This is a genomic window from Desulfovibrio sp. Fe33 (assembly GCF_028532725.1).
Classification (GTDB): Bacteria; Desulfobacterota; Desulfovibrionia; order Desulfovibrionales; family Desulfovibrionaceae; genus Pseudodesulfovibrio.
The window spans coordinates 102,743-126,034 of the sequence record NZ_JAQKGU010000011.1; the positions used below are offsets into that span (position 1 = coordinate 102,743).

At 59.2% G+C, this 23,292-nt stretch carries 16 protein-coding genes and 1 tRNA gene; 9 read left to right on the top strand and 8 right to left on the bottom strand.

Going from position 1 to position 23,292, the window contains the following annotated elements; translation table 11 throughout:
• Positions 1-87: 87 nt before the first annotated feature.
• From nifJ to PSN43_RS13920, 8 genes are all read right to left on the bottom strand, one after another.
• Entirely contained in the window at positions 88-3,594 is a 3,507-nt protein-coding gene (gene nifJ / locus PSN43_RS13885) for a pyruvate:ferredoxin (flavodoxin) oxidoreductase (protein WP_272701332.1), read from the bottom strand.
• 383 nt (positions 3,595-3,977) lie between these two features.
• Positions 3,978-5,360, bottom strand: a complete 1,383-nt coding sequence (locus PSN43_RS13890; RefSeq protein WP_272701333.1) for an MBL fold metallo-hydrolase — start codon at positions 5,358-5,360, stop codon at positions 3,978-3,980.
• 78 nt (positions 5,361-5,438) lie between these two features.
• Positions 5,439-6,488 carry a hypothetical protein gene (locus tag PSN43_RS13895; RefSeq protein WP_272701334.1) on the bottom strand — a complete coding sequence of 350 codons (1,050 nt, stop codon included), beginning with the start codon at positions 6,486-6,488 and terminating at the stop codon, positions 5,439-5,441.
• 30 nt (positions 6,489-6,518) lie between these two features.
• The gene (locus PSN43_RS13900) at positions 6,519-8,180 is read right to left on the bottom strand and encodes a Na/Pi cotransporter family protein (protein ID WP_272701335.1); all 1,662 of its coding nucleotides are present in this window, start codon (positions 8,178-8,180) and stop codon (positions 6,519-6,521) included.
• Positions 8,181-8,314: 134 nt separating this feature from the next.
• A complete protein-coding gene (locus PSN43_RS13905; protein ID WP_272701336.1) occupies positions 8,315-10,339 on the bottom strand; it encodes a bacteriohemerythrin in 2,025 nt (674 codons plus the stop codon).
• A gap of 262 nt (positions 10,340-10,601) precedes the next feature.
• A complete protein-coding gene (locus PSN43_RS13910; RefSeq protein WP_272701337.1) occupies positions 10,602-11,336 on the bottom strand; it encodes a GDSL-type esterase/lipase family protein in 735 nt (244 codons plus the stop codon).
• Positions 11,326-12,489 carry an acyltransferase family protein gene (locus PSN43_RS13915; RefSeq protein WP_272701338.1) on the bottom strand — a complete coding sequence of 388 codons (1,164 nt, stop codon included), beginning with the start codon at positions 12,487-12,489 and terminating at the stop codon, positions 11,326-11,328. Before PSN43_RS13915 ends, PSN43_RS13910 begins: the two co-directional genes overlap by 11 nt.
• A gap of 567 nt (positions 12,490-13,056) precedes the next feature.
• A tRNA-Asn gene (locus PSN43_RS13920) sits at positions 13,057-13,132 on the bottom strand.
• A gap of 277 nt (positions 13,133-13,409) precedes the next feature.
• Between PSN43_RS13920 and lysS the strand changes: the two genes are divergently transcribed.
• The 9 genes from lysS to PSN43_RS13965 are packed head-to-tail and all read left to right on the top strand — an operon-like array spanning position 13,410 to position 23,255.
• Positions 13,410-14,918 carry a lysine--tRNA ligase gene (lysS, locus tag PSN43_RS13925; protein ID WP_272701339.1) on the top strand — a complete coding sequence of 503 codons (1,509 nt, stop codon included), beginning with the start codon at positions 13,410-13,412 and terminating at the stop codon, positions 14,916-14,918.
• Between the two features lie 6 nt (positions 14,919-14,924).
• Positions 14,925-16,154, top strand: a complete 1,230-nt coding sequence (locus PSN43_RS13930) for a lipoprotein-releasing ABC transporter permease subunit (RefSeq protein ID WP_272701340.1) — start codon at positions 14,925-14,927, stop codon at positions 16,152-16,154.
• A complete protein-coding gene (locus tag PSN43_RS13935) occupies positions 16,147-16,830 on the top strand; it encodes an ABC transporter ATP-binding protein (protein ID WP_272701341.1) in 684 nt (227 codons plus the stop codon). Before PSN43_RS13930 ends, PSN43_RS13935 begins: the two co-directional genes overlap by 8 nt.
• Complete coding sequence (bamA, locus tag PSN43_RS13940; protein WP_272701342.1) at positions 16,820-19,543, top strand: outer membrane protein assembly factor BamA; 2,724 nt, start codon at positions 16,820-16,822, stop codon at positions 19,541-19,543. The genes PSN43_RS13935 and bamA overlap by 11 nt, the downstream gene beginning before the upstream one ends.
• A gap of 36 nt (positions 19,544-19,579) precedes the next feature.
• Positions 19,580-20,095, top strand: a complete 516-nt coding sequence (locus PSN43_RS13945) for an OmpH family outer membrane protein (RefSeq protein ID WP_272701343.1) — start codon at positions 19,580-19,582, stop codon at positions 20,093-20,095.
• Between the two features lie 3 nt (positions 20,096-20,098).
• On the top strand, positions 20,099-21,139 hold the full coding sequence (gene lpxD, locus PSN43_RS13950) for a UDP-3-O-(3-hydroxymyristoyl)glucosamine N-acyltransferase (RefSeq protein ID WP_272701344.1): 1,041 nt from the start codon (positions 20,099-20,101) through the stop codon (positions 21,137-21,139).
• Positions 21,132-21,590: a 3-hydroxyacyl-ACP dehydratase FabZ gene (gene fabZ / locus PSN43_RS13955; protein WP_272701345.1), complete on the top strand. Its 459-nt coding sequence runs from the start codon at positions 21,132-21,134 to the stop codon at positions 21,588-21,590. The genes lpxD and fabZ overlap by 8 nt, the downstream gene beginning before the upstream one ends.
• A complete protein-coding gene (lpxA, locus tag PSN43_RS13960; RefSeq protein WP_272701346.1) occupies positions 21,590-22,399 on the top strand; it encodes an acyl-ACP--UDP-N-acetylglucosamine O-acyltransferase in 810 nt (269 codons plus the stop codon). The genes fabZ and lpxA overlap by 1 nt, the downstream gene beginning before the upstream one ends.
• Before the next feature lie 16 nt (positions 22,400-22,415).
• Positions 22,416-23,255, top strand: coding sequence for an LpxI family protein (locus PSN43_RS13965; protein ID WP_272701347.1), 840 nt, complete (start codon positions 22,416-22,418; stop codon positions 23,253-23,255).
• Positions 23,256-23,292 lie beyond the last annotated feature (37 nt).

Here is a 23,292-nt window from a genome sequence, read left to right on the forward strand (position 1 = left end):
AAAATGCGCGGCCTGCGGGGCAGCGGCTGCAAAAAAGGCCGGGACTTTCGCCCCGGCCTTGCCTTGATGGTTATGGACGCGGGCGGGCTATTCCTTGCAGTCTTCGCCAGCCATGTGCTTGAGGGTTTCGTAGCGCTTGTTGAAGTCGGTTTCGATCTTGGCCCGGTACTCCTTGGAGAACTCGGGGTAGAAGCGTTCGAGCATGGCGTAGCGGTTTTCGCCGGACAGGAACTCCTGGAGGGAGCCGTCGGGAGCCTTGGATTCCAGGACGAACGGGTTCTTGCCTTCGTCGGCCAGCAGCGGGTTGTAGCGGTAGAGCGGCCAGTAGCCGGATTCCACTGCCAGCTTCTGTTCCATCTGGGTCTTGCCCATGCCCTTCTTGATGCCCTGGTTGATGCAGGGGGCGTAAGCGATAATCAGGGACGGACCGGGGTAGGCCTCGGCCTCCTTGACCGCCTTGAGGAACTGCTGCTTGTTGGCGCCCATGGCCACGGAGGCGACATAGACGTAGCCGTAGGTCATGGCCATGCGGCCGAGGTCCTTCTTGTTGGTGGTCTTTCCGGCCGCAGCGAACTTGGCGATGGAACCGAGGGGAGTGGCCTTGGAGGACTGGCCGCCGGTGTTGGAGTAGACCTCCGTGTCGAGGACCAGAACATTGATGTCCTTGCCCGAGGCGAGCACGTGGTCCAGTCCGCCGTAGCCGATGTCGTAGGCCCAGCCGTCGCCGCCGAACACCCAGATGGACTGTTTGGTGAACAGGTCGGACATCGCCAGGATTTCCTTGAGGGCCTTTTTGCGCGTTCCCTTGAGGGCCTTCTTGATGGCCTCGCCCGCAAGCCGGGATTCCTCGGGGTCCTTCATGACCTTGACCCACTTGTTCAACTTGGTCTTGAGTGCGCCTTCCTCGGCCTTGGCGGCCTCAGTGCAGAGCGCGGCCAGATGGGCGCGCCGCTGGTCGGTGGCCATTTCAATGCCGTAGCCGAATTCGGCGGCGTCCTCGAACAGGGAGTTGCCCCAGGCCGGGCCGTGTCCCTCGCCGTTGACGCAGTAGGGCGCGGTCGGCGCGGATGCGCCCCAGATGGAGGAGCAGCCGGTTGCGTTGGCGATGACCATGCGTTCGCCGAAGAGCTGGGTGATGACCTTGACGTAGGGGGTTTCGCCGCAGCCCGCGCAGGCCCCGGAGAATTCCATGAGGGACTTGCGGAACTGGGAGCCCTTGACCGTGTCGCGGCCGAAGGCGTCCTTGTAGGAAACGGCTTCGGAGAAGTCGAAGTTCGGCACCTGGACTTCAGTCTGGGTGGCGATGGGCTTCATGACCAGGGCCTTTTCCTTGGCCGGGCAGATGTCGGCGCAGTTGCCGCAGCCCAGGCAGTCCAGGGTGTTGACCTGGAGGCGGAAGTGCAAGCCCTTGGCTTCCTTGCCGATGCCATCGATGGTCTCGAAGGTCGCGGGAGCGGTCTTCAGCTCATCGTCGGTGGCCAGCACCGAGCGCAGGGCGGAGTGCGGGCAGACAAAGGCGCACTGGTTACACTGAATGCAGTTTTCCTTGATCCACTCGGGCACCAGGATGGCCACGCCGCGTTTTTCGTATTTGGAAGTGGCGGAGGGCATGGTGCCGTCATGGGAGAAGGCCGAGACGGGCAGGGTGTCGCCCTTCTGGGCCAGGACCGGGCGCATGACGTTTTTGACGTAAGCGGGCTCGTTGCGGTTGACCGGCTTGTCGTCCTTGAGGGTCTTCCATGCCTCGGGCACGGGAATTTCCACGATTGCGTCGGTGGCCGCGTCCACGGCGGCATTGTTCATGTCGACGATCTTCTGGCCCTTCTTGCCGTAGGCCTTCTCAATGCCTTCCTTGAGCAGGGTCACGGCCTTCTGGAACGGGATGACGTCGGCCAGTTTGAAGTACGCGGTCTGCATGACCATGTTGATGCGGCCGCCGAGGCCCACTTCGCTTGCGATCTTGACCGCGTCGACGGTGTAGAACTTGAGGCCCTTCTGCGCGATGGTGCGCCGCATGGCGGCGGGCAGCCGCGTGTCCATCTCCTCGGCGGTCCAGGGACAGTTGAGCACGAAGGTGCCGCCGTTCTTGACGCCTTCCAGCACGTCGTAAAGGTTGACGTAGCTCGGGTTGTGGCAGGCGATGTAATCCGCGTTCTGCACCAGGTAGGTGGACTGGATGGGCTTCTTGCCGAAACGCAGGTGCGAGATGGTGATGCCGCCGGACTTCTTGGAGTCGTAGGCGAAGTAGCCCTGGGCATAGAGGTTGGTATTATCGCCGATGATCTTGATGGCCTGCTTGTTCGCGCCCACCGTGCCGTCGGAGCCGAGGCCCCAGAACTTGCACTGGACCGTGCCCTCGGGGGTGGTGTCCACGCAGTCGCAGTCAAAGAGCGAGGTGTTGGTGACGTCGTCGGTGATGCCGACGGTGAAGCCGTTCTTGGGTTTGGTCAGGGAGTTGAAGACCGACTCGACCTGGGCCGGAGTGAAGTCCTTGGAGCCGAGGCCATAGCGTCCGCCGACGATGACGGGGGCGTTGGCCTTGCCCGCGTAGGCCGCGCAGACGTCGAGGTACAGGGGATCGCCCAGGGAGCCGGGTTCCTTGGTGCGGTCCAGCACCGCGATCTTCTTCACGGTCTTGGGGATGGCGGAGAACATGTGCTTGACCGAGAACGGCCTGTACAGGCGGACCTTGACCAGGCCGACCTTCTTGCCCTTGGCGGTCAGGTAGTTGACGGTTTCCTCGATGGTCTCGCAGGCGGAACCGGCGGCGATGATGACGCGTTCGGCGTTGGGATGGCCCACGTAGTCGAACAGTTTGTAGCGGCGGCCGGTGACCTTGCCGACCTTTTTCATGGCGTCGGCGACGATCTCGGGGATGGCCTCATAGTAGGTGTTGGTCGCTTCGCGGCCCTGGAAATAGATGTCCGGATTCTGGGCGGTGCCCCGGATGTTCGGATGCTCCGGGTTCATGGCCCGTTTGCGGAATTCGGCAACCTTGTCCATGTTCAGCAGGGGCTTCATGTCCTCGTAGTCGATGACCGCGATCTTCTGGATTTCGTGGGAGGTGCGGAAGCCGTCGAATATGGACATGAACGGGACGCTGGCCTCAACCGAGGCGATGTGCGCCACCAGGGAAAGATCCATGACTTCCTGCACCGAGTTCGAAAAGAGCATGGCGAAGCCGGTCTGGCGGCAGGCCATGACGTCTTGGTGGTCGCCGAAGATGGACAGGGCGTGGGCCGCGACGGCGCGGGCGGATACGTGGAAGACGCCGGGCAGCAGTTCGCCCGCGATCTTGTACATGTTCGGGATCATCAGGAGCAGCCCCTGGGAGGCCGTGAAGGTGGTGGTCAGCGCGCCGCCCGCCAGGGAGCCGTGAACCGCGCCCGCCGCGCCCGCTTCGGACTGCATCTGGCGAATCTGTACGGTTTGGCCGAAAATGTTTTTCCGCCCCTGAGCCGCCCATTCATCGGCGATTTCACCCATGGGCGTGGACGGGGTGATAGGGTAGATGGCGGCCGTCTCGCTCATGGCGTAGGCCACATGCGCGGCAGCGGTATTGCCGTCCATTGTTTTCATGATTTTCTTGGGCATGTGCTTCTCCAAGTGGTTTGATTGGACCTGTGTCTGCCTGGGTCATATGGGGTTCGACGGTCGAATCCCGTACGGTCCGTGCGGACCGGATCATGCGAATTAAATGCAATCCATCTTATTTGTGTCGCGATTTCCGGGCTTCTGGTCAAGTCATTTACCCTCCGTTCCCCGACAGATCGAAACCGTTTACCGAATATATTGCCGGGTGAACGGTTGAAGTACAGTTTTGTGATACATTTTACACTATTGGTCGTGCATTCGCGATCAGTTGTGTTTGCAGGCGGATAGATCGCGAGCGGTGAAGGCGGGCGGCGTGAAAAAAGGAAACGGCCCCGGAAAATCGGGGCCGTTCGTGTGTCGCTAGCGGTTTTTCGATGCGGGAATTATTTTTCGGTCTGGAAGCCCGCGCGGCTCCATGCGAGGTATCCGCCCGCAAGGCTGCGCACGTCCCAATAGCCATGCTTTTGCAGGTAGGACGCCGCGATGTTGGCGCGATAGCCCGCCGCGCAGTAAAGCAGATGATGCGCGTTCTCGTCGAGATCGACCTTGCCTTCGAGGATGTCGACCAGAGGGAGGTGCTTGGCGCCCGGGATGTGGCCGCCTTGCCATTCGGCGGGGGTCCGCACGTCTATGAGGCTGATCGGCTTGCCTTCCTCCTGAATGTTCTGGAGGACCTGGGCGGAGTCGATGGCCAGGGAGTCCACCGGGCGTCCGGAGTAGACCCAGGCCTGGATGCCGCCGGACAGGTAGCCGAAGATGCGGTCGTAGCCGATGCGGTGCAGCTCCGTGCGCATTCTGTCGTAGTCCTCGCGGGTGTCCACCACCAGGAGGATGTCGGCGTCGGGCTCCACGGTCATGCCGACCCAGTTGGCCAGGCTCGGCTCGAAGCCGATGTTGAGGGAGCCGGGGATATGATATCCGGCGAACGCCGCGGCGTCGCGCACATCGATGACCACTGCGCCGTCCAGCATCTTCTCCTCGAATTTGTACGGGTTCATGGCCAGGTCGAGCGGGCACCGTTCCAGGAGGGGCGCGCCGTTCGCGTTGGTGGAGATGATGTGGGTGAAGGACTTGGGCCGGGCCGGGAAGTTCTGGCTCATGGCCAGGTGGAATTCCTCGAATTTGTCGAAGCCAAGCATGGGGTTGTGCCGCCGTTCGAAGCCCAGCGTGGAGCTCGGCTTGGAGGACATGCCGCGTCCGCACAGGGAGCCCGCGCCGTGCGCCGGGAAGACTTCCAGGCTGTCGGGGAACTTCGCGAACTTGACATACAGGGTGTTCCACAGGTTTTGGACCTGCTCGTCGAGCTTGGCTCCGCCCACCAGGTCGGGGCGGCCGATGTCGTTGACAAAGAGCACGTCGCCGGTGAGCAGCATCCAGGGCTCGGTTCCGCGCGTGGTGTCGGTGACCAGTAGTGACAGGGCGTCCGGGGTGTGGCCGGGGGTATGCAGGACTTCGAGCTTGGCGTTGCCGACGGTCAGTTGATCGCCTTCGGCCAAGGGGGTGAAGTTATAGGTAACCGGCGAGGTCTCGTAGACCATGATGTCGCAGCCGGTCTGGGACTTGAGTTCCTGCGCGCCCGATACGTGGTCGGCATGAACATGGGTGTCGATGGCGTGGACGATCTTCATGCCCTCCTCGCGGGAGATATCCAGATAATCCTGCACATCGCGTTTGGGGTCCACGACGACCATTTCGCCAGCGGCCGGGCAGCCTATGACATAGGAAAAACAACCGAGTCCGGGTGTGGTGATTTGTTTGAAGTACATAGATCGGCTCCTTGGTGGATTCTCTTCTTGCTGCCGACAGGATAAGCACTAAGGGGATTCAATGCAACATATGAGCACTTATTTGAGTTCTTCCGCCTTGGCCCGGAAGCGCGAGGCCAGATCGTCCATGATGTCGGCCGCCGCGCCGAAGGCCTTCAGCTTCTCCTCGGACTGGCCCAGGGTGCGCCGGTAGGCCCACTGCGAAAGGTAGAAAAGCTCTGATTCGGGGCAGGGCTGGCAGACTTTCTTGAGCTGTTCGACAACTTCGGCCCTGGTCCGCTCCCGGAAGAGGATAGCCTGCTTGAGGCGGTCGCTGGCCTCGCCGGAGTCCTTGCCCTCGGCCATGGCGGCCTGCAACTGGCCGTTGGCCCGTTCCACGGCCTTGGCTGCGCGGCGGTACTTCCCGGCCGTCTCGACGATGGACGGATCGTCGGCAAAGGCGTGGAACACGTCGGCGGTGCGCTCAATGCGTTGCGCATTGAGCCTGAGCATGACCTTGATCTCGTCGGTGGTCAGCGTGCGCGTCTCGGTCGCTTCGCCGACCACGTAGTTGCGTTCTGCGGTGGCTGCGGTGTCCACCAGATGGACCATGAAAGCCGGGGCGTAGATTTCATACAAGGTCTTGAGCATTCCGGGGGCGAAGACATAGTCGTAAACCGCCTTGCGCGAAGCCCCGATGTCGTTGCCGGAAACGGCGAAGCCGTCCAGCTCGCGTCCGTAGTATTTGTTCAGGGCAACGGCGGAAGCCAGGGAATCGGGCTTGCCGTTGGCATTTCTGGGCTGAAATCGTTGCAGCAGGAAGTCCGTCAGGGACTCGACGAAGGAAAAGGTGACCATCTTGTCTTCCGTGACCTCGATGGTCTGCGGTTCCTCGGGAGCCTGGGCGGCTTTCGGAGCCGTGGCCGGGGCCGTGGTTTCAGGCTCGGCCGTCGCGGCGGAGTAGTCCGGCTTGGCCTCCTGTCCCTTGTCCACCCAGTCGGGCGCCTTTGCGGGCGGCTCGGCGGGTTGGGTCACTTCGACACGGACGGAGGACGGGTCCTCCTTTGTCCGGTTCAGCATGAGAAGGGCGCCGGCGGCGAGCAGCGCGGCGCAGACGATCAGTATGAGGGCGGTCCGGTTCTGTTTCATGACCATGCCTCCCGGCAGGGAATATATGGGTTATCCTTCGTGTTTCCAGGCGTACTCGTTGTCCGCGTCGGCGTTGGCGCAGGTCAGCTCGATGTCCCGCAGCCTCGACCAGTAGGTGGTTCCCTTTACGGCCTGTTCGCACATGACGCGCACATGGGAATAGAATTCCAGCAGGGCAACCATCCTGTCGAGCTCAAGGCTACCCTGAGCGCCCGCTTTGAGCAATGCCTCTTTCAGCTCGTGATAGAGCTCTTCGATGCCGTACATCATTTTCGCAAGTTCCGCGAACTCCGGGGCGCACGGCGTGCGGGCCGCGTCGAGTATGCGGCGCACCTCCCGGCGAAAGGCCCTTGCGGTCTCGGCGTAGGCTCCGGGCAACTGGTGATCCAACTCCGCGTACTGTTGATATATTTCGGCGACGATGTTCAACGCCTTGGCGTAATATTGAATGACCCGCAAGGCCGAGGGCATCCGCAGGGCCGCGTTGTCGGACAACTCCAACGGCTGGAGCTTGATGCAGTATGCGCGGATGGCGGCGATCAATGTTTCCACGGCGGCCCGGTCCTTGAGAAAATCGCCGGGACGGAATTTGGAGGCCAGCCCCTTACGGCAAATGTCTCGGGTCATGTCGCCGAGTCTGCCCAACTCCATGAACAGGGCGTCCATGGCCAGGCCCGGGGCCTGCAGCGCGGTGTCGTCCAGGTATTTCGGTTTGCCCATCTCGGCTTCTTCCCGGCCGATGTGGCGGTCCAGGAACGCCGTGAGCCGGTTGGTGATCGGCAGGAACATGGCCACGCCGAGCAGATTGAAGGCCGTGTGGAACAGGGCCAGGGTTGTGGCTATGTCGAAATCCGGCCCAAGGACGGCAAGCATGGCCGCGCCCTTGAGCAGTACCGGTATGCCCAGCAGGGCGACGAATCCCGTGCCGAGGTTGAAGAGAATATGCGCCGCCGCCACCTTCTTGGCGTTGTAGGTGGCTCCGATCACGGAAAGCAGGGCGGTGGAAGTGGTCCCGATATTGGTGCCGATGGTCGCCGCGGCCGCGCTTTCCAGCGTGATGACCCCGGACATGGCGGCAGTGAGGACCAGGGCCATGGCCGCGCTGGAGCTTTGCATGAGCAGGGTCAGTATCGCGCCGACGGCCGCGAAGAGGGCGACGCCCGCGATGCCGCCGATGTTGTAGGCCGAGAGGTCGACCACCTGTTCGAGGTGTTGGAAAGTGCCCTGAAGGGTCTCAATCCCCAGGAAGAATATGCCGAATCCGGTCAGGGCGTCGCCGAAATATTTGCGCCGCGTGCGGCTGCCCGTCAGACGCAGCAATGCGCCCAGGCCGACCATGGGCAGTGCCAGGGCCTTGACGTTCACGCTGACACCCACGGCTGCGACTATCCAACTGGTGGCCGTGGTGCCGATGTTGGAACCGAATATTACGCCCACGGACTGGGGCAGGGACAAAAGGCCTGCGTTGACGAAGCCTATAACGGCCACGGTGACGGCACTGGAGGATTGGACCAGGGCGGTGATGGCGCACCCTGTGAAAAGCCCGTGCAGGGGCGTCCTGGTCCACTTGCCGAGCAGGCTGCGCAATGCGTTGCCCGCGGCGTTGCGCATACCCGTCGTCATGAGGCGCATACCCAGCAGAAAGAGGCCGAGGCCGCCGAAAAGACCGGCTAGGAGAGGAAAAATCGGCAACGGTATCTGGCTCCTTGCAACTAATGGATATTGCACTCATAGTTTGCCGGAGGCGCGTTGTAAACATGTTTCGGCGGCGCGGTTGGGGGCCCCGGATCACCTCGGGCGATCCGGAGCCCAGGGAGGAGGATGGGTTAATAGTCGTTTTTCAGAGCTTCCTTGAGGTGGGGGACATACCGCTTGTCCACGCCCTGTATGTGGTTTACCAGCCAGTCTTTAAGGAAATAAAACAGGTCGCGGCTCATGCCCGTCTGTCCCGAATCGAACTTGTCGATGAATTCCGAGACCTGTCCGAGCAGTTTCCCGTGGACGGATTTGTGTTCCTCCGTTTCGGAGTAGCCGTATTTTTCGAACAGGGTCTCTTCCTGATTGAAATGGAATGAGGTGTAGCGCCGCAGTTCCTCCAGCGTCTCGCCGATCATGGCTTTGCCCTTGCCCTGGAGCATGGCGCTGTTCAGCCTGTTGATGAGCTTGACCAACTCCTTGTGCTGGTCGTCGATGAGGTCGATGCCTGTCGCGATGCTGTCGTCCCAGACTATGAGCGGCTTGTCGTCCCCGGACGTCAGGAAATCGCTGCGAAACCGTTTTGCCGGTTTGGAACCGGTTGTCGCGGCAAGGCTTCGGGCCGGTTTCGGCGGGGGCAGATATTCCGGCTGGGGTTTCGCCTTTCGGGGCGGTGTAACCCGCGTCTCCTCCCCGGTCTTGAAGAAGTGCAGTTCGCTGCGGAGAAGGTTCGCCTCGCCGGACAGTTCCTCGGTGGTCGCGGAAAGATCGCGGGCCATGTGGGCGGTTTCGCCGATGCCCCGGTCCAGGTCCCGCACGGATCGGCCGACCATCTCGGCGTCGCGCTGCTGTTCGGCGCTGGAAGCGTTGATTTCCTCAATCATGTTCGCAGTTTTTTCTATGTCGGGAACCAGGAGCTGCAACAGCTCCCCGGCTTCGTTGGATATGCCCAGGGTGTTCGATGACAATTCGCTGATCTCCTTGGCCGCCTGCCCGCTCCGTTCGGCGAGCTTGCGGACTTCGGAGGCCACCACGGCGAATCCCTTGCCGTGTTCGCCTGCGCGCGCCGCCTCGATGGCCGCGTTCAGGGCCAGGAGGTTGGTCTGCCTCGCGATTTCCTCGATGACCGTGATCTTGCCCGCGATGGTGGTGATGGCTTCCAGGGCCGTGCCCACGGACTCACCGCTCTTGCGGGCGTCCTCGGCCGCCTTTACGGCCAGTTGGTGGGTTTCCCTCGAATTGCCCGCCGTGGTCGAAATGGTCGAACGCATTCCTTCCATGAGGGAGGCTATCTCTCCCACGGAAGCGGCTTGGCTGGTGGCGCTCCGCGCCAGATCGGCGGCCATTTCGTTGAGGTCCGCGCTGCGGTCCGCCATATTCACGGTCGACGCCTTGGCGCGGCTTACCACGGTTTTGAGTTTTTCCTCCATGGTGCCGAGCGTGCGCGCGACCATGCCGATTTCATCCTTCTGCCGGTTGTCGTATACTTGGGTCAGGTCTCCCCGGCAGATGGTGTCCATGGTTGAACTGAATGTGTGCAGGGGCCTGACCAGCTTGCGCTGGATGGTCAGGAAGCTGACCAGAGTGGTCAGGATCATGATGGCTATACCCGCGACCTGGGTGGCCAGCAGAACGTCGACCCGGCTTTCGGATTCCGCCTGCATCATGGTTACGGCTTCGTTCATGTTGACCAGGACGGCCAGGCATTTCTTGTTGAAATCGTTGTCCAGGGTCTGCTTTTCAAGGATGTCGCCGAGGGCTGCGTCATATGGTCCCCAGAGTTGTCTCACCTTGAGCAATTGCGTTTTTACGGATTCGGAAGGGGCGGGCAGGTCCCGTTTCGGCCCGTCGGGGTTGGCGGTCACCGGGGCGGGCCCGGAGTAGGTCAGTGCGGTCAGGGTATCCCTGAACAGCCGGGAGGTCGTCTCCACCTGCTTCCGCAGTTCGATGCCGTCGTTGCCCGTCCGCCGATCTTCGAGATAGAGCAGGGCCTCCTTGGCCATTTTTTGGCTGAGCATACGCTGGCGGCCCACCAGGTTGATGACCAAGCCATCGCTCTCCTGAGCCGAGGTGATGACGGCGGTCGCCACGAACATTCCCAGGCCCACGGCCAGTAGAAGTCCGATGGCCGAATAGAGCTTCAATCTCAGACTCATCCTTCCCTCCTGCGTCAACACGTGAAAACTCACCGCTCTAGGCGTGATTGTTCGATGTGTTATGCGTAGTTATCAGATAAATATCGGCAACGTGATTATAATTCGTCGGCGGGATAAACAATATAAAGGGTTGGACTGAGCCGGGGGGAATGAGGAAGTCGTGTACGGCGAGAAAAAGCCCTCACGATTGCGCGCAAGGGCCATGGTCATTCCTGTTTCCCGTAGTCGGCTGTACGGGAGCGGACGGGTGTTTACGGCCCCGTCAGAGAGGGCTTTCGGCGGCACCGCCGGACTCGGGGACGGTTGATTGCGGACGGCGCAGGGTGTTCAGTTCCTTCAAGATGGCGGATTTCCAGGCCTGGTATCCCGAATAGGTCAAATGAATGCCGTCATAGGTATACTCCGCCTTGAGCTTGCCGTCCGGCCCGGCCAGCGCGGAGTGGATATCAAGGAAGAATTGCCCGTTTTCCTTCGCCGTCCTGGCGAGTTCCTTGTTGACGGAACGGATGCGGGGGATGAGTTTCGCCGGTTTGCCCGCGACGGGCAGGATGCTTTGCAGGTAAATCGATCCGGGGGGCGTCTTTTGGAGAATGGGTTCAAGCTCGGACGCGATGTCCGTATCCGACTCCGACAGGATGTCGTTGATTCCGATCAGTATGAAGACGTGTCGCGGATTGAACGATGTCACCGTGGCGTCCCATCGTTTGACCAAACCGGTGGACGTGTCCGAGAGTATTCCGCAATTTTGCACGTTTTTGCCCGGGAAAAAATCGTTCAGGGGGCAAAAGAAGGTCAGGCTGTCACCGGCAAAGACCACTTCCGCATCAAGCTGTTTGGCAAGTTCCGCGAGCATGTTCGCCCGCGCTTCGTACGCCGGGCTTTTCGGTTCGGCCGGGACGGGCGGATAGAGCCGTTTCAGGAGCTTGCCTCCTACCCACATGTTCGCCGGAAGCAGGATGGCGATGAGCAGGAGGATGAGTTTTTGCTTAACGGCCAAGTCGAACTCCTGTTTTTTTCAGAATCGTGGCGAGCCCCGCAAGCAGGACCAGGAGCAGGGCGAAGCTGACGGACAGGGGGACACCGTATTCGGTCGTCAGGAAAAACACGGGATTGTATTTTATCAGGAAGGGGCCGTGCAGCAGGTACAGTTCATAGGAAATCGCGCCCGCGCACCAATATGCCTTGCTGTTGATTCCAACCTGTCCCAATAGAGCGAAGGTCGACAGCAGGAAAATTGTCCACAGCAGTCCGTTGATTTCCCGCATCCCGATTTTAGCGACCGAGGGCAGCCATTCTATCTGGCCGCTGTAAAGCGAGTACTTGATCATTAGAAATACCGTCAAGGACGACATGGCCGCCCCCATTGTTGTGGTTGGGCGTCGTCGGATGAAGTCGACGATGGGCTTGCGGTATAGACCGGCCAGGCAACCGGCTGGAAATGCCAGATATTTCGCCCAGTCGACGTGAATGAAGTAATAATCCGCCAGGAAGAGAAGCGGAGCCGCCGCAGTGAGAACCAGGGCTCCCCGCTTGATGGGGAGGACGGTGAATACGGCGATGAAAGCCATGTACCAGAACAGTTGGAAGGTCACGTACCAACGCGTGAAATCGAAAAGTCGGGTTGCTTCGTTCAGATTGATTCCGGCCAGAGTCAGCACGGCGTCCCGCATTCCGAGCGTGTTTCCGAGAAACATCTTGTCCAGGGTGAAAAAAAGCAGCGTCGCCAGCCAATACGGCGCCAGTATGCGGAGAAAACGTTTTTTGAGGAAGGTGGCGGGCGAGGGCCGTTTGTTCATGTAGGACAGCATCACCCCGTATCCCGACATGAACAAGAATGCCGCGACGCTGTCTCCGGCCAAATTCGGCCATGGCCGGGCGAAGGACACGTGGGTCCATAGATGACCAATGACGATAAGCAGGATGATGCAGCCGCGAACCTGCTGCGTTTGCGGCATACTCAGAGGCTCGGATGGTTCGGACCGGCGGGAGGTGGCGGCTCCCAGGGCCACAAGTCCAAGCAACAGGAGTAAATTGGTGAGACCCGGATGCTGGATCGGCAGCTTGTTTGCGAGGTAACTTTCTACCATGCCATGTCCTTTCTTTGCGCCTGCAACAGCAGGGACCGTCAGCCATGAAGTCGGCGAGAACAAGGGACATATGAAGAAAATGCTGTAATTCCAGTACAAAGCATGTCGCCATGTCTGTTGCTCCCAGCCATGGCGGACGTTGCTTGAAGATCACATATGAGCTTTACACGGAGTGTCATTCAAAAACAAGAATTCGTTTATGGGGACACGTTGCAGATAGTTCCGGCGTTGTCTTCTTTCTAGAGTGAAGAGGGGGCGTCGTACCATGTATTGGAAACGGTACGTCGTTGTCTGCGCGGTTGATATGGATGCATCCTTGTCGGCCGTTTCAATGTATTGTTGGAGAGCGTTTTCGATGAAGGGAATCTGCGGTCTCATTAAAGACGGGCATGGAACCTGTGGGGATGCCGCATATGTGGCGGATGTGCCGTTCGCGATTGCCAATGGAAAACACGCCTGGGCGAAAGACGCCCGGTGCGCCTCCATGGCGCGGGGGGAGGGGGGAGAACCGAATAAGTGCAGAGGCGACGAGACAGGGGGTGGGGTGGCGGTTCAAGGCGTCGCGGGCGTTTCCTGCTGGCGACACAAAGAAAAAGCCCTTACGATTTCTCGTAAGGGCCTTGTTCTCTTTGGCTCCCCAGCACGGACTTGAACCGCGAACCTAGTGATTAACAGTCACCCGCTCTGCCGATTGAGCTACTGGGGAACGTTTTTCCGTCGAAGCGAGAGACGGTTTAAACAAATCGTTCCGGGGGGTCAAGTAAAAAAGTGGACTTTTTCAAGAAAATGCAAATAAGGTTTTGCCGGAGGCTAAGGAGTCCATTTTCTTGACGCCATTCATTATATGGCTTACGGAATCAACGTCTCTCGTATTTTTCTAGACTCGGCGGGAGATAAGGAAAAATATTTTGGGACAAGATACTAAGAATACAAAGAAAATTAAGCTGGCAACCAAGTCGCCCAATGCGGCTCGGTTCACGCACATGCTTGAGGCTCTCCAGGCCAAGGACGAACTCAACTCCGTTATCAAGACGCGTGTCGAGAAGGCGTGTCTGCTGCTGGACAGCGGCATCGACCTGTACCCCAACAATTTCCGGAGAGATACGGAAATCAAATCCATCTGGGATCGGCACGGGGAGACGGACGGTGAAGCGTTGAACGGTTCGGATGAACAGTTCACCATTGCCGGACGCGTGGTCTCCTATCGTTCCTTCGGTAAGGTCACGTTCTTTCACATGCAGGACCGCAGCGGCAGCATTCAGGTCTATGCGGCCCGAGACGAGCTCGGTTCCGATGAATACCAGCTTTTCAAGAAAACTGACATAGGCGACATCGTCGGCGTGACCGGCTCCCTGTTCAGGACCAAGACGGGCGAGCTGACCATCAAGACCAAACATTTTCAGTTGGTGACCAAGTCCATGCGTCCCCTGCCCGAGAAATACCACGGGTTGAAGGATGTCGAGACGCGGTACCGCCAGCGCTACGTGGACCTCATCGTCACGCCCCGGACCAAGGAAATCTTCCAGGCCCGGACGGCCATCATCCGCGAACTGAGGAACATCCTGGACGAGAAGGGCTTCATGGAAGTGGAAACTCCCATGATGCAGGCCATCCCCGGCGGAGCCACCGCCAAGCCTTTCGAGACCTACCACAACGCCCTGGACATGAAGCTCTACATGCGAATCGCGCCGGAGCTTTACCTCAAGCGGCTTTTGGTGGGCGGGTTCGAGCGCGTCTACGAGATCAACCGCAACTTCCGCAACGAAGGTATTTCCACCCAGCATAATCCCGAGTTTACCATGCTCGAATTCTACTGGGCGTACGCGACCTTCGAAGATCTCATGGATTTGACCGAAGAGATTTTCTCCCGCATCGCCGAGAAGGTCACCGGCTCCACCGTGGTCCCGTATCAGGGCGAGATGATCGACCTGTCCGTGGGCGCCTGGACCCGGTTGCCCTTCCACGAGTCCCTGGAGAAGATCGGCGGGGTGTCCCCCGAGGTCTACATGGACTACGAGAAGTGTGCCGCGTTGGTTAAGGAGAAGGGCGAAAAGGTCATCACCGGCGAGAAGCTGGGCAAGCTGCAGGCCAAGCTGTTCGACCTGCTGGTCGAGCCCAAGCTTGTGCAGCCCCACTTCATCTATCATTATCCGACGGATATTTCCCCGCTGTCCCGCAGGAACGAGGAAAATCCCGACATCACGGATCGTTTCGAGCTGTTCATGACCGGCCGCGAGCTGGCCAACGCCTTTTCCGAACTCAACGATCCCGTCGATCAACGCGGTCGATTCGAGATTCAGGTCCAGGAAAAGGAGGCCGGAGACGAAGAGGCCCATTTCATGGATGAAGATTACGTCCGCGCTCTTGAATACGGTATGCCTCCGGCGGCCGGTCAGGGCATCGGCATCGACCGGCTGGTCATGTTGCTTACGGACAGCGCCTCCATCCGCGAGGTCATTCTCTTCCCGCTCCTCAGGCCGGAGGCGGGGTAGAGCTGTATGCGTTTTGAGGCATTCGTCGCACTGAGATACCTGTTCGCGCTGCGCAAGCAGTCGTTCATCTCCGTCATATCGTTGTTCGCGGTTTGCGGAGTGGCCATAGGCGTTGGCGCGCTCATCGTGGTTATCGGGGTGATGAACGGTTTCTCGACGGATTTGCGCGACAAGATTCTCGGAGTCAACGCGCACATTCTGATTACGTCGCTGCGCGGCGGCATCGGCGAGTACCGGGAACTGGCGGACGAAGCGAAAAAGGTTCCGGGCGTCACTGGGGTGACGCCCTTCGTCTATTCTGAGGTCATGCTTTCCACCCGCACCGGGGTCAAGGGCGTGGTCCTGCGGGGCATCGACCCGTCCACTTCCGATTCCGTCCTGTCCCTGTCCAAGGATATGGTCAGCGGGGACGTGAACCGCCTTGAGGACAACGGGGATTTTCCGGGGATCATCATCGGTTCCGAACTGGCGAAGCGCCTCGGGCTGACCGAAGGGTCGCTGGTCAATCTGCTTTCGCCGTCGGGCAGGAGCAGTTCGGCCGGATTCACGCCCAAGGTTAGCCGTTTCGTCGTGGCGGGCGTCTTCCGCACCGGCATGTTCGAATACGATTCCTCCATGGGATATGTCAGCATTCCCGCCGCCCGCCAGTTGCTCGGCTTCAAGGGGGACGTGGTCTCGGGCCTGGAAATCAGCGTGGACGACGTCTACAACGTGAAGAAGATTTCCAGCGACCTCCGCGAGCGGGTCTCGTCCTTCACTGTCTATGTGCGCAACTGGCAGGAAATGAACGCCAATCTTTTCGCAGCGTTGGAGCTTGAAAAGACGGCCATGTTCATCATTCTCGCCATGATTGTCCTGGTCGGGTCGTTCAGCATCGTCACCACGCTGGTCATGTTGGTCATTCAGAAGACCAAGGATATTGCCGTGCTCATGTCTCTCGGGGCCGACAAACGGAGCATCCGCAACATTTTCATGCTTCAGGGGACGTTTATCGGCTTTGCCGGGACGTTCATCGGCTTCCTCATCGGCGTGCCCCTCAGTCTGCTTCTCAAAGAGTACCAGTTCATCAAACTGCCGAGCAACGTGTACCCCGTGGACTATCTGCCCGTCCGGCTGGAGGCGCTGGATCTGTTCACCATCGGCGCAGCCGCCTTCCTGCTCTGTTTTGTGGCCACGATTTATCCCGCTCGCCGGGCGGCCGGCCTGAGCCCGTCGGAGGCCTTGCGTTATGAGTAGGGAGTCGATATACCAACTGATTGATGTCAGCAAAGAGTTCGACGGGCCGTCCGAAGTGGTCCGTGTTCTGCGTGGGGTCGACCTTGAAATACGCAGGGGGGAATCCCTGGCCATTTTAGGGGCGTCCGGGTCGGGAAAGACCACGCTCTTGCACATGCTCGGCACATTGGATTCCGTTTCCGGCGGAAAGATCTTTTTGAATGGCGTCGACCTCGGCACGCTGGCGGACAGGGAACGGGCGGAACTGCGGAACAAGGAAATCGGATTCGTGTTTCAGTTTCATCATCTGCTGCCTGAATTCTCCACGCTGGAGAATGTGGCGATGCCCGCCTTCATTGCCGGGAAGGGGCGCGGCGAAGGGTTGCGCATGGCAAAGGAGGCGCTCGACATGGTTGGGCTTGCCCACAGGCTCGAACACAAGGTAACGACCCTTTCTGGCGGAGAACGGCAGAGGGCGGCCATAGCAAGAGCCATCCTCCTCCGTCCCAAGGTCCTCCTCGCCGACGAGCCGACGGGTAATCTCGACGAGGAGAACGGTTCCAGGATAGGCCGGTTGCTGACCTCGCTTAATAATGAATTGGGTATGACCTTCGTCGTCGTTACACATAATCCGGAACTCGCAGCGATGATGCATCGGCGCGTCGAACTGCGTTCAGGGGAACTCTATGCTCAGTAATTTCGTTCGCGGACTGGCGATGGGGGTAGTCGCCACACTCGTCCTCTTTGTCTCCGGAGCCGCCCACGCCGCCGAAAAGCTCAACCAGGACGTTTCCGTCGCCGTCCTGCCCTTCGATGTCAACGCGGGGGAGGATTTGAGCTATCTCAAGGAGAGTCTTCCCGAACTGCTGAAGGACCGGTTGACCGAAGCCGGGTTCAAGGTTGTCGACCCCAAGGAGGTCGCCCGGCTGGTCGCCGAGAAGGGGTACGCCCGGCTTGATCCCCAAAAGGCACGCGAGCTGGCGCTGCTGGCCAAAGCGCAATTTTCCGTTTACGGCGTTCTGAATCAGATCGGGGAAGACCTGGCCATTGATGCCCGACTGATCGACGCCTACGCCGATGACACCGGCAAGAAAATTTCCGTAACGAAGAAAGGGCTTATCAATCTTCTGCCCGCGGTTGACGCCCTGGTCGACCGTATGCGTATGGATCTGCTGCGCCTCGACATCGTTTCCAAGGTCGATGTGGAAGGCACCAAGGTCCTGGACAAGGACGTTGTCCTTATGCGCATGACCATGCAGAAGGGCGACATGATTACCGGCAAGGCGATCAATACCGCCCTGAAAAATGTCTACGATCTCGGATATTTTGATGATGTTCGAGTAAAAGTTGAGGACGCGGAGGACGGCAAGAACGTCATCTTCGTGGTTAAGGAAAAACCGCGCATCCAGGCCATCGGCGTGCGCGGGGCCAAGGAAATCGACACCGATGACATCATCGAGGCCGTTTCCACCAAGAAGGGTAGCGTCGTCAACCCCAAGGTCCTGTCCGACGACATCCGCGTCATCCGCGAGATGTACCGCAAGGAAGGCTACTACAAGGCCAACGTCACTCAGGAGATCGAGGATGCTGGCACCGGAGTCGCCCGACTGACTTTTGTCATAGACGAAGGGCCGCAGCTTTATATCGAAAATGTCGTCATCGACGGCGCCAAGCAGATCGATCCTGATGAAATCAAGGATGTTCTCGCCCTCAAGGAACGCGGTTGGCTTTCCTGGATCAATGATTCGGGTGTGCTGAAAGAGGAGCTTCTTGAACGTGACGCCGCCGCGATTATGGCTTTTTATCAATCCAAGGGTTTTTTGACCGCCAAGGTGGGGCAGCCCGAGGTCGATATCAAGGATGACGGCATCGACGTTATTTACAAGGTGTGGGAGGGCGATCGCTACAAGATGGGCGAGACCTCCTTTACTGGCGATCTCATTGACGATCCGTCCAAGCTCCTCCAAGTGACCAAGATCGATCAGCTCAAGGAGAACGACGAGTATTTCGACCGTCTCATCCTCAAGCATGATGTTTCCGCCCTTACCAATTATTACAATAATTACGGCTATGCGTACGCCGATGTCGGCGTGAAGCTCGATGACAATCCCGAGACCAAAGTCGTCAACGTCGTCTACAACGTCAGCAAACACCAGCGCGTGCATATCCGGCGTGTGCTCATCGAGGGCAACACGGTCACCCGGGACAACGTCATTCTTCGCGAGATGCGTCTCGCCGACGGCGACCAGTTCAGCGGCGACAAGTTGAAACGTTCGAGTCAGCGTCTGACCAACCTGGATTTCTTTGAAAAAGTCGACATAGCTCCTGTGCCCACCGGCAACCCCGAGGAGATGGACCTGGTGGTCAAGGTCAAGGACAAGGCCACCGGAAAGATCAGCGGCGGTATAGGATATTCGACCTATGACGGCGTCTTCTTTGGCGGCGAAATCTCCGAGAAGAACTTGTTCGGCCGAGGTTACGATGTGGGCTTCAGCGGTCAGATCGGCGGCACCACGACCAAGTACGTCCTGCATTTCACCAATCCGCGCATCAACGATACGGACCTCGGTTACGGTGTCCAGGCCTATAACCGTTCAACGGAGTACAACCAGTACACCATCGACGGTACCGGCGGCGATTTGAACTTCTTCTATCCCATCGGCGAGTACACCCGGCTTCGTTGGAGCTACGGCCTCGAATCCTATGAGATCAAGGACGTCACCGACGACGCTTCCCAGGACGTCAAGGACGATGAAGGTTCGCATCTTGCCTCTATCTTGAGCGCTTCCGTCACGCGCGACACCCGCGATAATTATCAAAACACCACCACCGGCACCAAGACCACATTGAGCATATCCTTCGGCGGCGGCCCCTTGGGCGGCACGGATAACTTCGTTAAGTATACCGGTGAGTACGAGTGGTGGCAGCCCGTGTTCGAGCAGGTCGTCTTCCATTCAAAATTCTGGGCGGGCTACCTGCACAAGAACTTCGGCGGGGATGAAATTCCTACCGCTCAGCGGTTTGATATCGGCGGCGTATACACCGTTCGCGGTTATTCCAACTACGGCATTTCGCCGACGGAAGGACCGTCTTCCAATTCGTTGGTGGGCGGCGACAAGGCGTTCTACACCAATCTGGAGTTCAAGCGTCCCATCAGCAAGGAACTCGGCATCGTGGCCTTGGGCTTCTTCGATGCGGGTAACTCCTGGAAGGAAAATGAGAATTGGTTCGAGTCCGTTGAACGCGGTGGTGTCGGGGAGCCTTCCTTCGGCCTCTACAAGAGCGTTGGCGCCGGTATCAACTGGTATTCTCCCATCGGTCCCGTGGGCATCATCTATGCCTATGCCCTTGACGACCTGGCCGACTCGAAGCAGCACACTATCGAGTTGATCATGGGGCAACAGTTTTAACCAGCATTGCTATCAATCAGTTTAAGGAGTCATACAATGAAAAAAATCAGTTTGTTCGCCATTTGCTTCGTCTTTCTGCTTCAGTCCGTGGCTTTTGCCGAGACCAAGATTGCGGTCTTCGACACCAAGGAAGTCATGTTGAAGTCCGCGTACGGAAAAGAAGTCAGCGAAAAACTCAATGCGAAGTTCAACGCCCGCGGCGTTCAGCTCAAGAAGGAGCGGGAAGATCTGGAAAAGCTCAAAATGCAGATCGACAGCAACGCCTTCGAGGGTAAGACCCTGCAGGACAAAGTGACCGACCTTCGCCGCCGCGGCCGCGATTGGAACGAGGATTTTTCCGTCTACCAGAAGGCCATTCAGGCCGAGCAGAACGAGCTGGGCAAGCCGGTCCTGGCGAAGCTTGAGAAGGTCGTGCTGGATTACTGCACCGCCAACGGCTATTCCATCGCCTTTGACAAGCACACCCCCGGTTTGGCTTTCATCGCCGACGGCCTGGACATCACCAGCGCGCTCATCAAGGAACTCGACAAAGCCAAAAAGGCCGGAAAGTAGGCAATGTCCATCAAGCTGTCCGCCCTGGCCGAGAAGCTCGGGCTCGAATACACCGGCGCGGATAGGGATATCGACGGGGTGAACACCCTGGAAAAGGCCGGACCCGGCGATCTGTCGTTCCTGGTCAATCCCAAGTATCTGCAACAGCTGGAAACCACCAAGGCCGGATGTGTCCTCACATCCGGCTCTTATGCCGACAAGGTTCCGTGCGCGCTCCTCAGCGACAACGTGTACATGGATCTTGCCCGGGTGGTGAATGTCTTTGCGCGTCCCCAGGGATGCCTGACCGGGACGCATGAGCTGGCCTTTGTCCATCCGGACGCCGAAGTGGCCGAATCCGCCACGGTCTATCCCTTCGCCTTTGTGGGCGCCGGGGCGAAGATTGGCGGGGACACCGTCATATTCGCCGGAGCGTATGTCGGCGAAGGAACCGTAATCGGCGATCACTGCATCCTTTACCCGAACAGCGTCGTCATGGGCGGGCTGACTCTGGGCAACAATGTCATTCTTCAACCCGGTGCGGTACTTGGCGGCGACGGCTACGGCTACGCCCAGACTCCGTTCGGGCACATGAAGATTCCGCAGATCGGCACAGTTCGCATCGAAGACGATGTGGAAATCGGTTCCAACTCCGCCATAGACCGAGCCGCCCTGGACACCACGCATATCGGACGTGGAACCAAAATCGACAATCTTGTCCAAATCGGTCATAATGTGGAAGTTGGCGAACATTGCCTGATTATCGGGCAGACCGGTATCGGCGGCTCCACCGTTGTCGGCAACGGTGTTGTCCTGGCCGGCCAGACCGGCGTGCCCGACAACGTCAGGATCGGCGACGGGGCCATGGTTGCGGCGCAGAGCGGCATCCTCGGCGACGTTGAGCCCGGCAGCAGACTCGCGGGCAGCCCGGCCATGCCCGCCAAAACGTTCCTCAAGGCTGCGGGCGTATGTTTGCCCAAGCTTCCTGACTTTTATAAGCGAGTTAAGAAATTGGAAAAAGAATTGGCTGCCCTGAAGGTGGCATCGGGAGTGAGCGATGAGTAACCAATTCCCTCTCGACATACGGAAGATCATGGAGATGCTGCCGCATCGGTACCCGTTTCTGTTGGTCGATCGCGTTTTGGAAATCGAACCTGGGGTGCGCCTCAAGGCCATGAAGAACGTGACCATGAACGAGGAATTCTTCCAGGGACATTTCCCCGGCCTGCCCGTCATGCCGGGCGTATTGCAGCTTGAGGCCCTTGCGCAGACCGGGGCGGTCTTCGTCATGAGTTCCTTTGACGAGCCCCTGGGCGACAAGGTGTTCCTGTTCACCGGCCTGGACAAGGTCAAGTTCCGTAGGCCTGTGGTCCCGGGGGATCAGCTTGTCCTGAAGGTCGAATTCCTGAAACAAAAGTTGAACATATGGAAGATGCGCGGCGTCGCTGAAGTGGAGGGCCAGGTGGCCTGCCAGGGCGAGTTCTCGGCCGCCATCGCCAACAAGGGGGACATGTAATGTCCAATTTGATTCATCCCACCGCCATCATCGATCCTTCGGCGGAACTGGGAGCCGACGTCCGGATTGATCCGTACGTTGTCGTGGGAGCCGACACCAAGATCGGTGACGGCACGTTCCTGGAGGCGCATTGCGTCATCCAGGCCAACACCGAGCTTGGCCGGAACAACCACGTCCATCCTCACGCCGTTATCGGCGGTGAGCCGCAGCACGCCGCGTTCAAGGGGGAGAAGACCTTCACCCGTATCGGCGATGACAATATCATTCGCGAATGTGTGACCATCCACCGCGGCACCGTGCAGGGCGTGCAGGAGACGGTCATCGGCTCCGGTTGCATGTTCATGGCGTATTCGCATGTCGCCCACGACTGCAAGATCGGCGATCACGTCATTTTGGCCAACGCCGTTCAATTGGCCGGACATGTGGAGGTTGGCCGCAACGTCATTATCTCTGGCATGTCCGCTGTTCAGCAATTCATCCGCATCGGGGAGTATTCCTTTCTCGGCGGAGCCAGCGGCTACAAGCTCGACGTGCCGCCGTTCATGCTGGCCCACGGCGTTCGCGGAATGCTTTTCGGTCCCAATCTCATCGGCCTCAAGCGCAACGGTTTCGACTCCGCCACCTGCAAGGCTTTGAAAAAGGCCTACAAGATCATCTTCCGTTCCGGCCTGACCAAGGAGCAGAGTCTGGCCCAGGTGGAGGAGGAGATTCAGGGAATTCCGCCCGTCGACCGTCTCATCGCGTTCATCCGCGAGAGCAAGAACGGCGTGGTGCCCGATCACAAGCAGCGTTCCGCCAACGGCCACTAACCCTCGTCAAAACGGCATGACCGAGTCTGTCAGCACCATCGGCCTCATTGCCGGAGGCAAGCAGTTTCCCGTCCTGGTGGCCCGTGGTGTCAAAGCCAGGGGCCACCGGCTCGTGGTGGCCGGATTCACCGGCCATACCAATATGGACGTTGCGCCTCTTGCCGACGTGTTCAAGGAACTTAAGCTCGGTAAACTCAATCAGCTGATCGGGTTCCTCAAATCCGAAAACGTGGACAAGGTCATCATGGCCGGCACCATCGAGAAGCCCAAGGTCATGGACATCCGCCATTTGGACATGCGCGCCATCAAGCTCGTTCTCGGCCGCAAGGACAAAGGCGACTCGGCTCTGCTCGGCATTATCGCCCGCGAATTCGAGAAAGAGGGGATGCCGGTGGTCCCCGCCCATGAGTATATGCCGGACCTGCTCTCTCCCGAAGGGGTCATGACCCGTCGCGAGCCCGATGAGCGCGAGTGGAGCGATCTCAAGTTCGGTTGGCGTATCGCCAAGGAACTGGGCCGTATGGACGTGGGGCAGTGCGTGGTGGTCCGCGAGGGCATCGTGGCCGCCGTGGAGGCCCTTGAGGGCACGGATGAAACCTTGCGCCGCGGGTCCCGTTACGGTGGACCGGGTTGCGTGGTGGTCAAGGTCTTCAAGCCCGGCCAGCAGAAGGAGGTGGACCTGCCGAGTCTCGGTCTGGACACCCTCCGCCTCATGGCTGAAGGGAAGGCCACCTGCCTCGGTGTCGAGGCGGGAAAAAGTCTCTTCTTCGACCGGGAAGCCGCCGTCGAGTTCGCCGATAAGGCGGGCATCGCCGTGGTCGGATTGACCCCGGATTCCTTTCTGAAAACTTCCTGATATTTTATTGCGCATTTCGCCCGTCTCCTTGCCAATG

What these genes read in the sequence shown, in the direction of transcription:
- nifJ (WP_272701332.1), bottom strand. Translation starts at nt 3,594, where the DNA reads ATGCCCAAGAAAATCATGAAAACAATGGACGGCAATACCGCTGCCGCG.
- PSN43_RS13890 (WP_272701333.1), bottom strand. Translation starts at nt 5,360, where the DNA reads ATGTACTTCAAACAAATCACCACACCCGGACTCGGTTGTTTTTCCTAT.
- PSN43_RS13895 (WP_272701334.1), bottom strand. Translation starts at nt 6,488, where the DNA reads ATGAAACAGAACCGGACCGCCCTCATACTGATCGTCTGCGCCGCGCTG.
- PSN43_RS13905 (WP_272701336.1), bottom strand. Translation starts at nt 10,339, where the DNA reads ATGAGTCTGAGATTGAAGCTCTATTCGGCCATCGGACTTCTACTGGCC.
- lysS (WP_272701339.1), top strand. Translation starts at nt 13,410, where the DNA reads ATGCTTGAGGCTCTCCAGGCCAAGGACGAACTCAACTCCGTTATCAAG.
- PSN43_RS13930 (WP_272701340.1), top strand. Translation starts at nt 14,925, where the DNA reads ATGCGTTTTGAGGCATTCGTCGCACTGAGATACCTGTTCGCGCTGCGC.
- PSN43_RS13935 (WP_272701341.1), top strand. Translation starts at nt 16,147, where the DNA reads ATGAGTAGGGAGTCGATATACCAACTGATTGATGTCAGCAAAGAGTTC.
- bamA (WP_272701342.1), top strand. Translation starts at nt 16,820, where the DNA reads ATGCTCAGTAATTTCGTTCGCGGACTGGCGATGGGGGTAGTCGCCACA.
- PSN43_RS13945 (WP_272701343.1), top strand. Translation starts at nt 19,580, where the DNA reads ATGAAAAAAATCAGTTTGTTCGCCATTTGCTTCGTCTTTCTGCTTCAG.
- lpxD (WP_272701344.1), top strand. Translation starts at nt 20,099, where the DNA reads ATGTCCATCAAGCTGTCCGCCCTGGCCGAGAAGCTCGGGCTCGAATAC.
- fabZ (WP_272701345.1), top strand. Translation starts at nt 21,132, where the DNA reads ATGAGTAACCAATTCCCTCTCGACATACGGAAGATCATGGAGATGCTG.
- lpxA (WP_272701346.1), top strand. Translation starts at nt 21,590, where the DNA reads ATGTCCAATTTGATTCATCCCACCGCCATCATCGATCCTTCGGCGGAA.
- PSN43_RS13965 (WP_272701347.1), top strand. Translation starts at nt 22,416, where the DNA reads ATGACCGAGTCTGTCAGCACCATCGGCCTCATTGCCGGAGGCAAGCAG.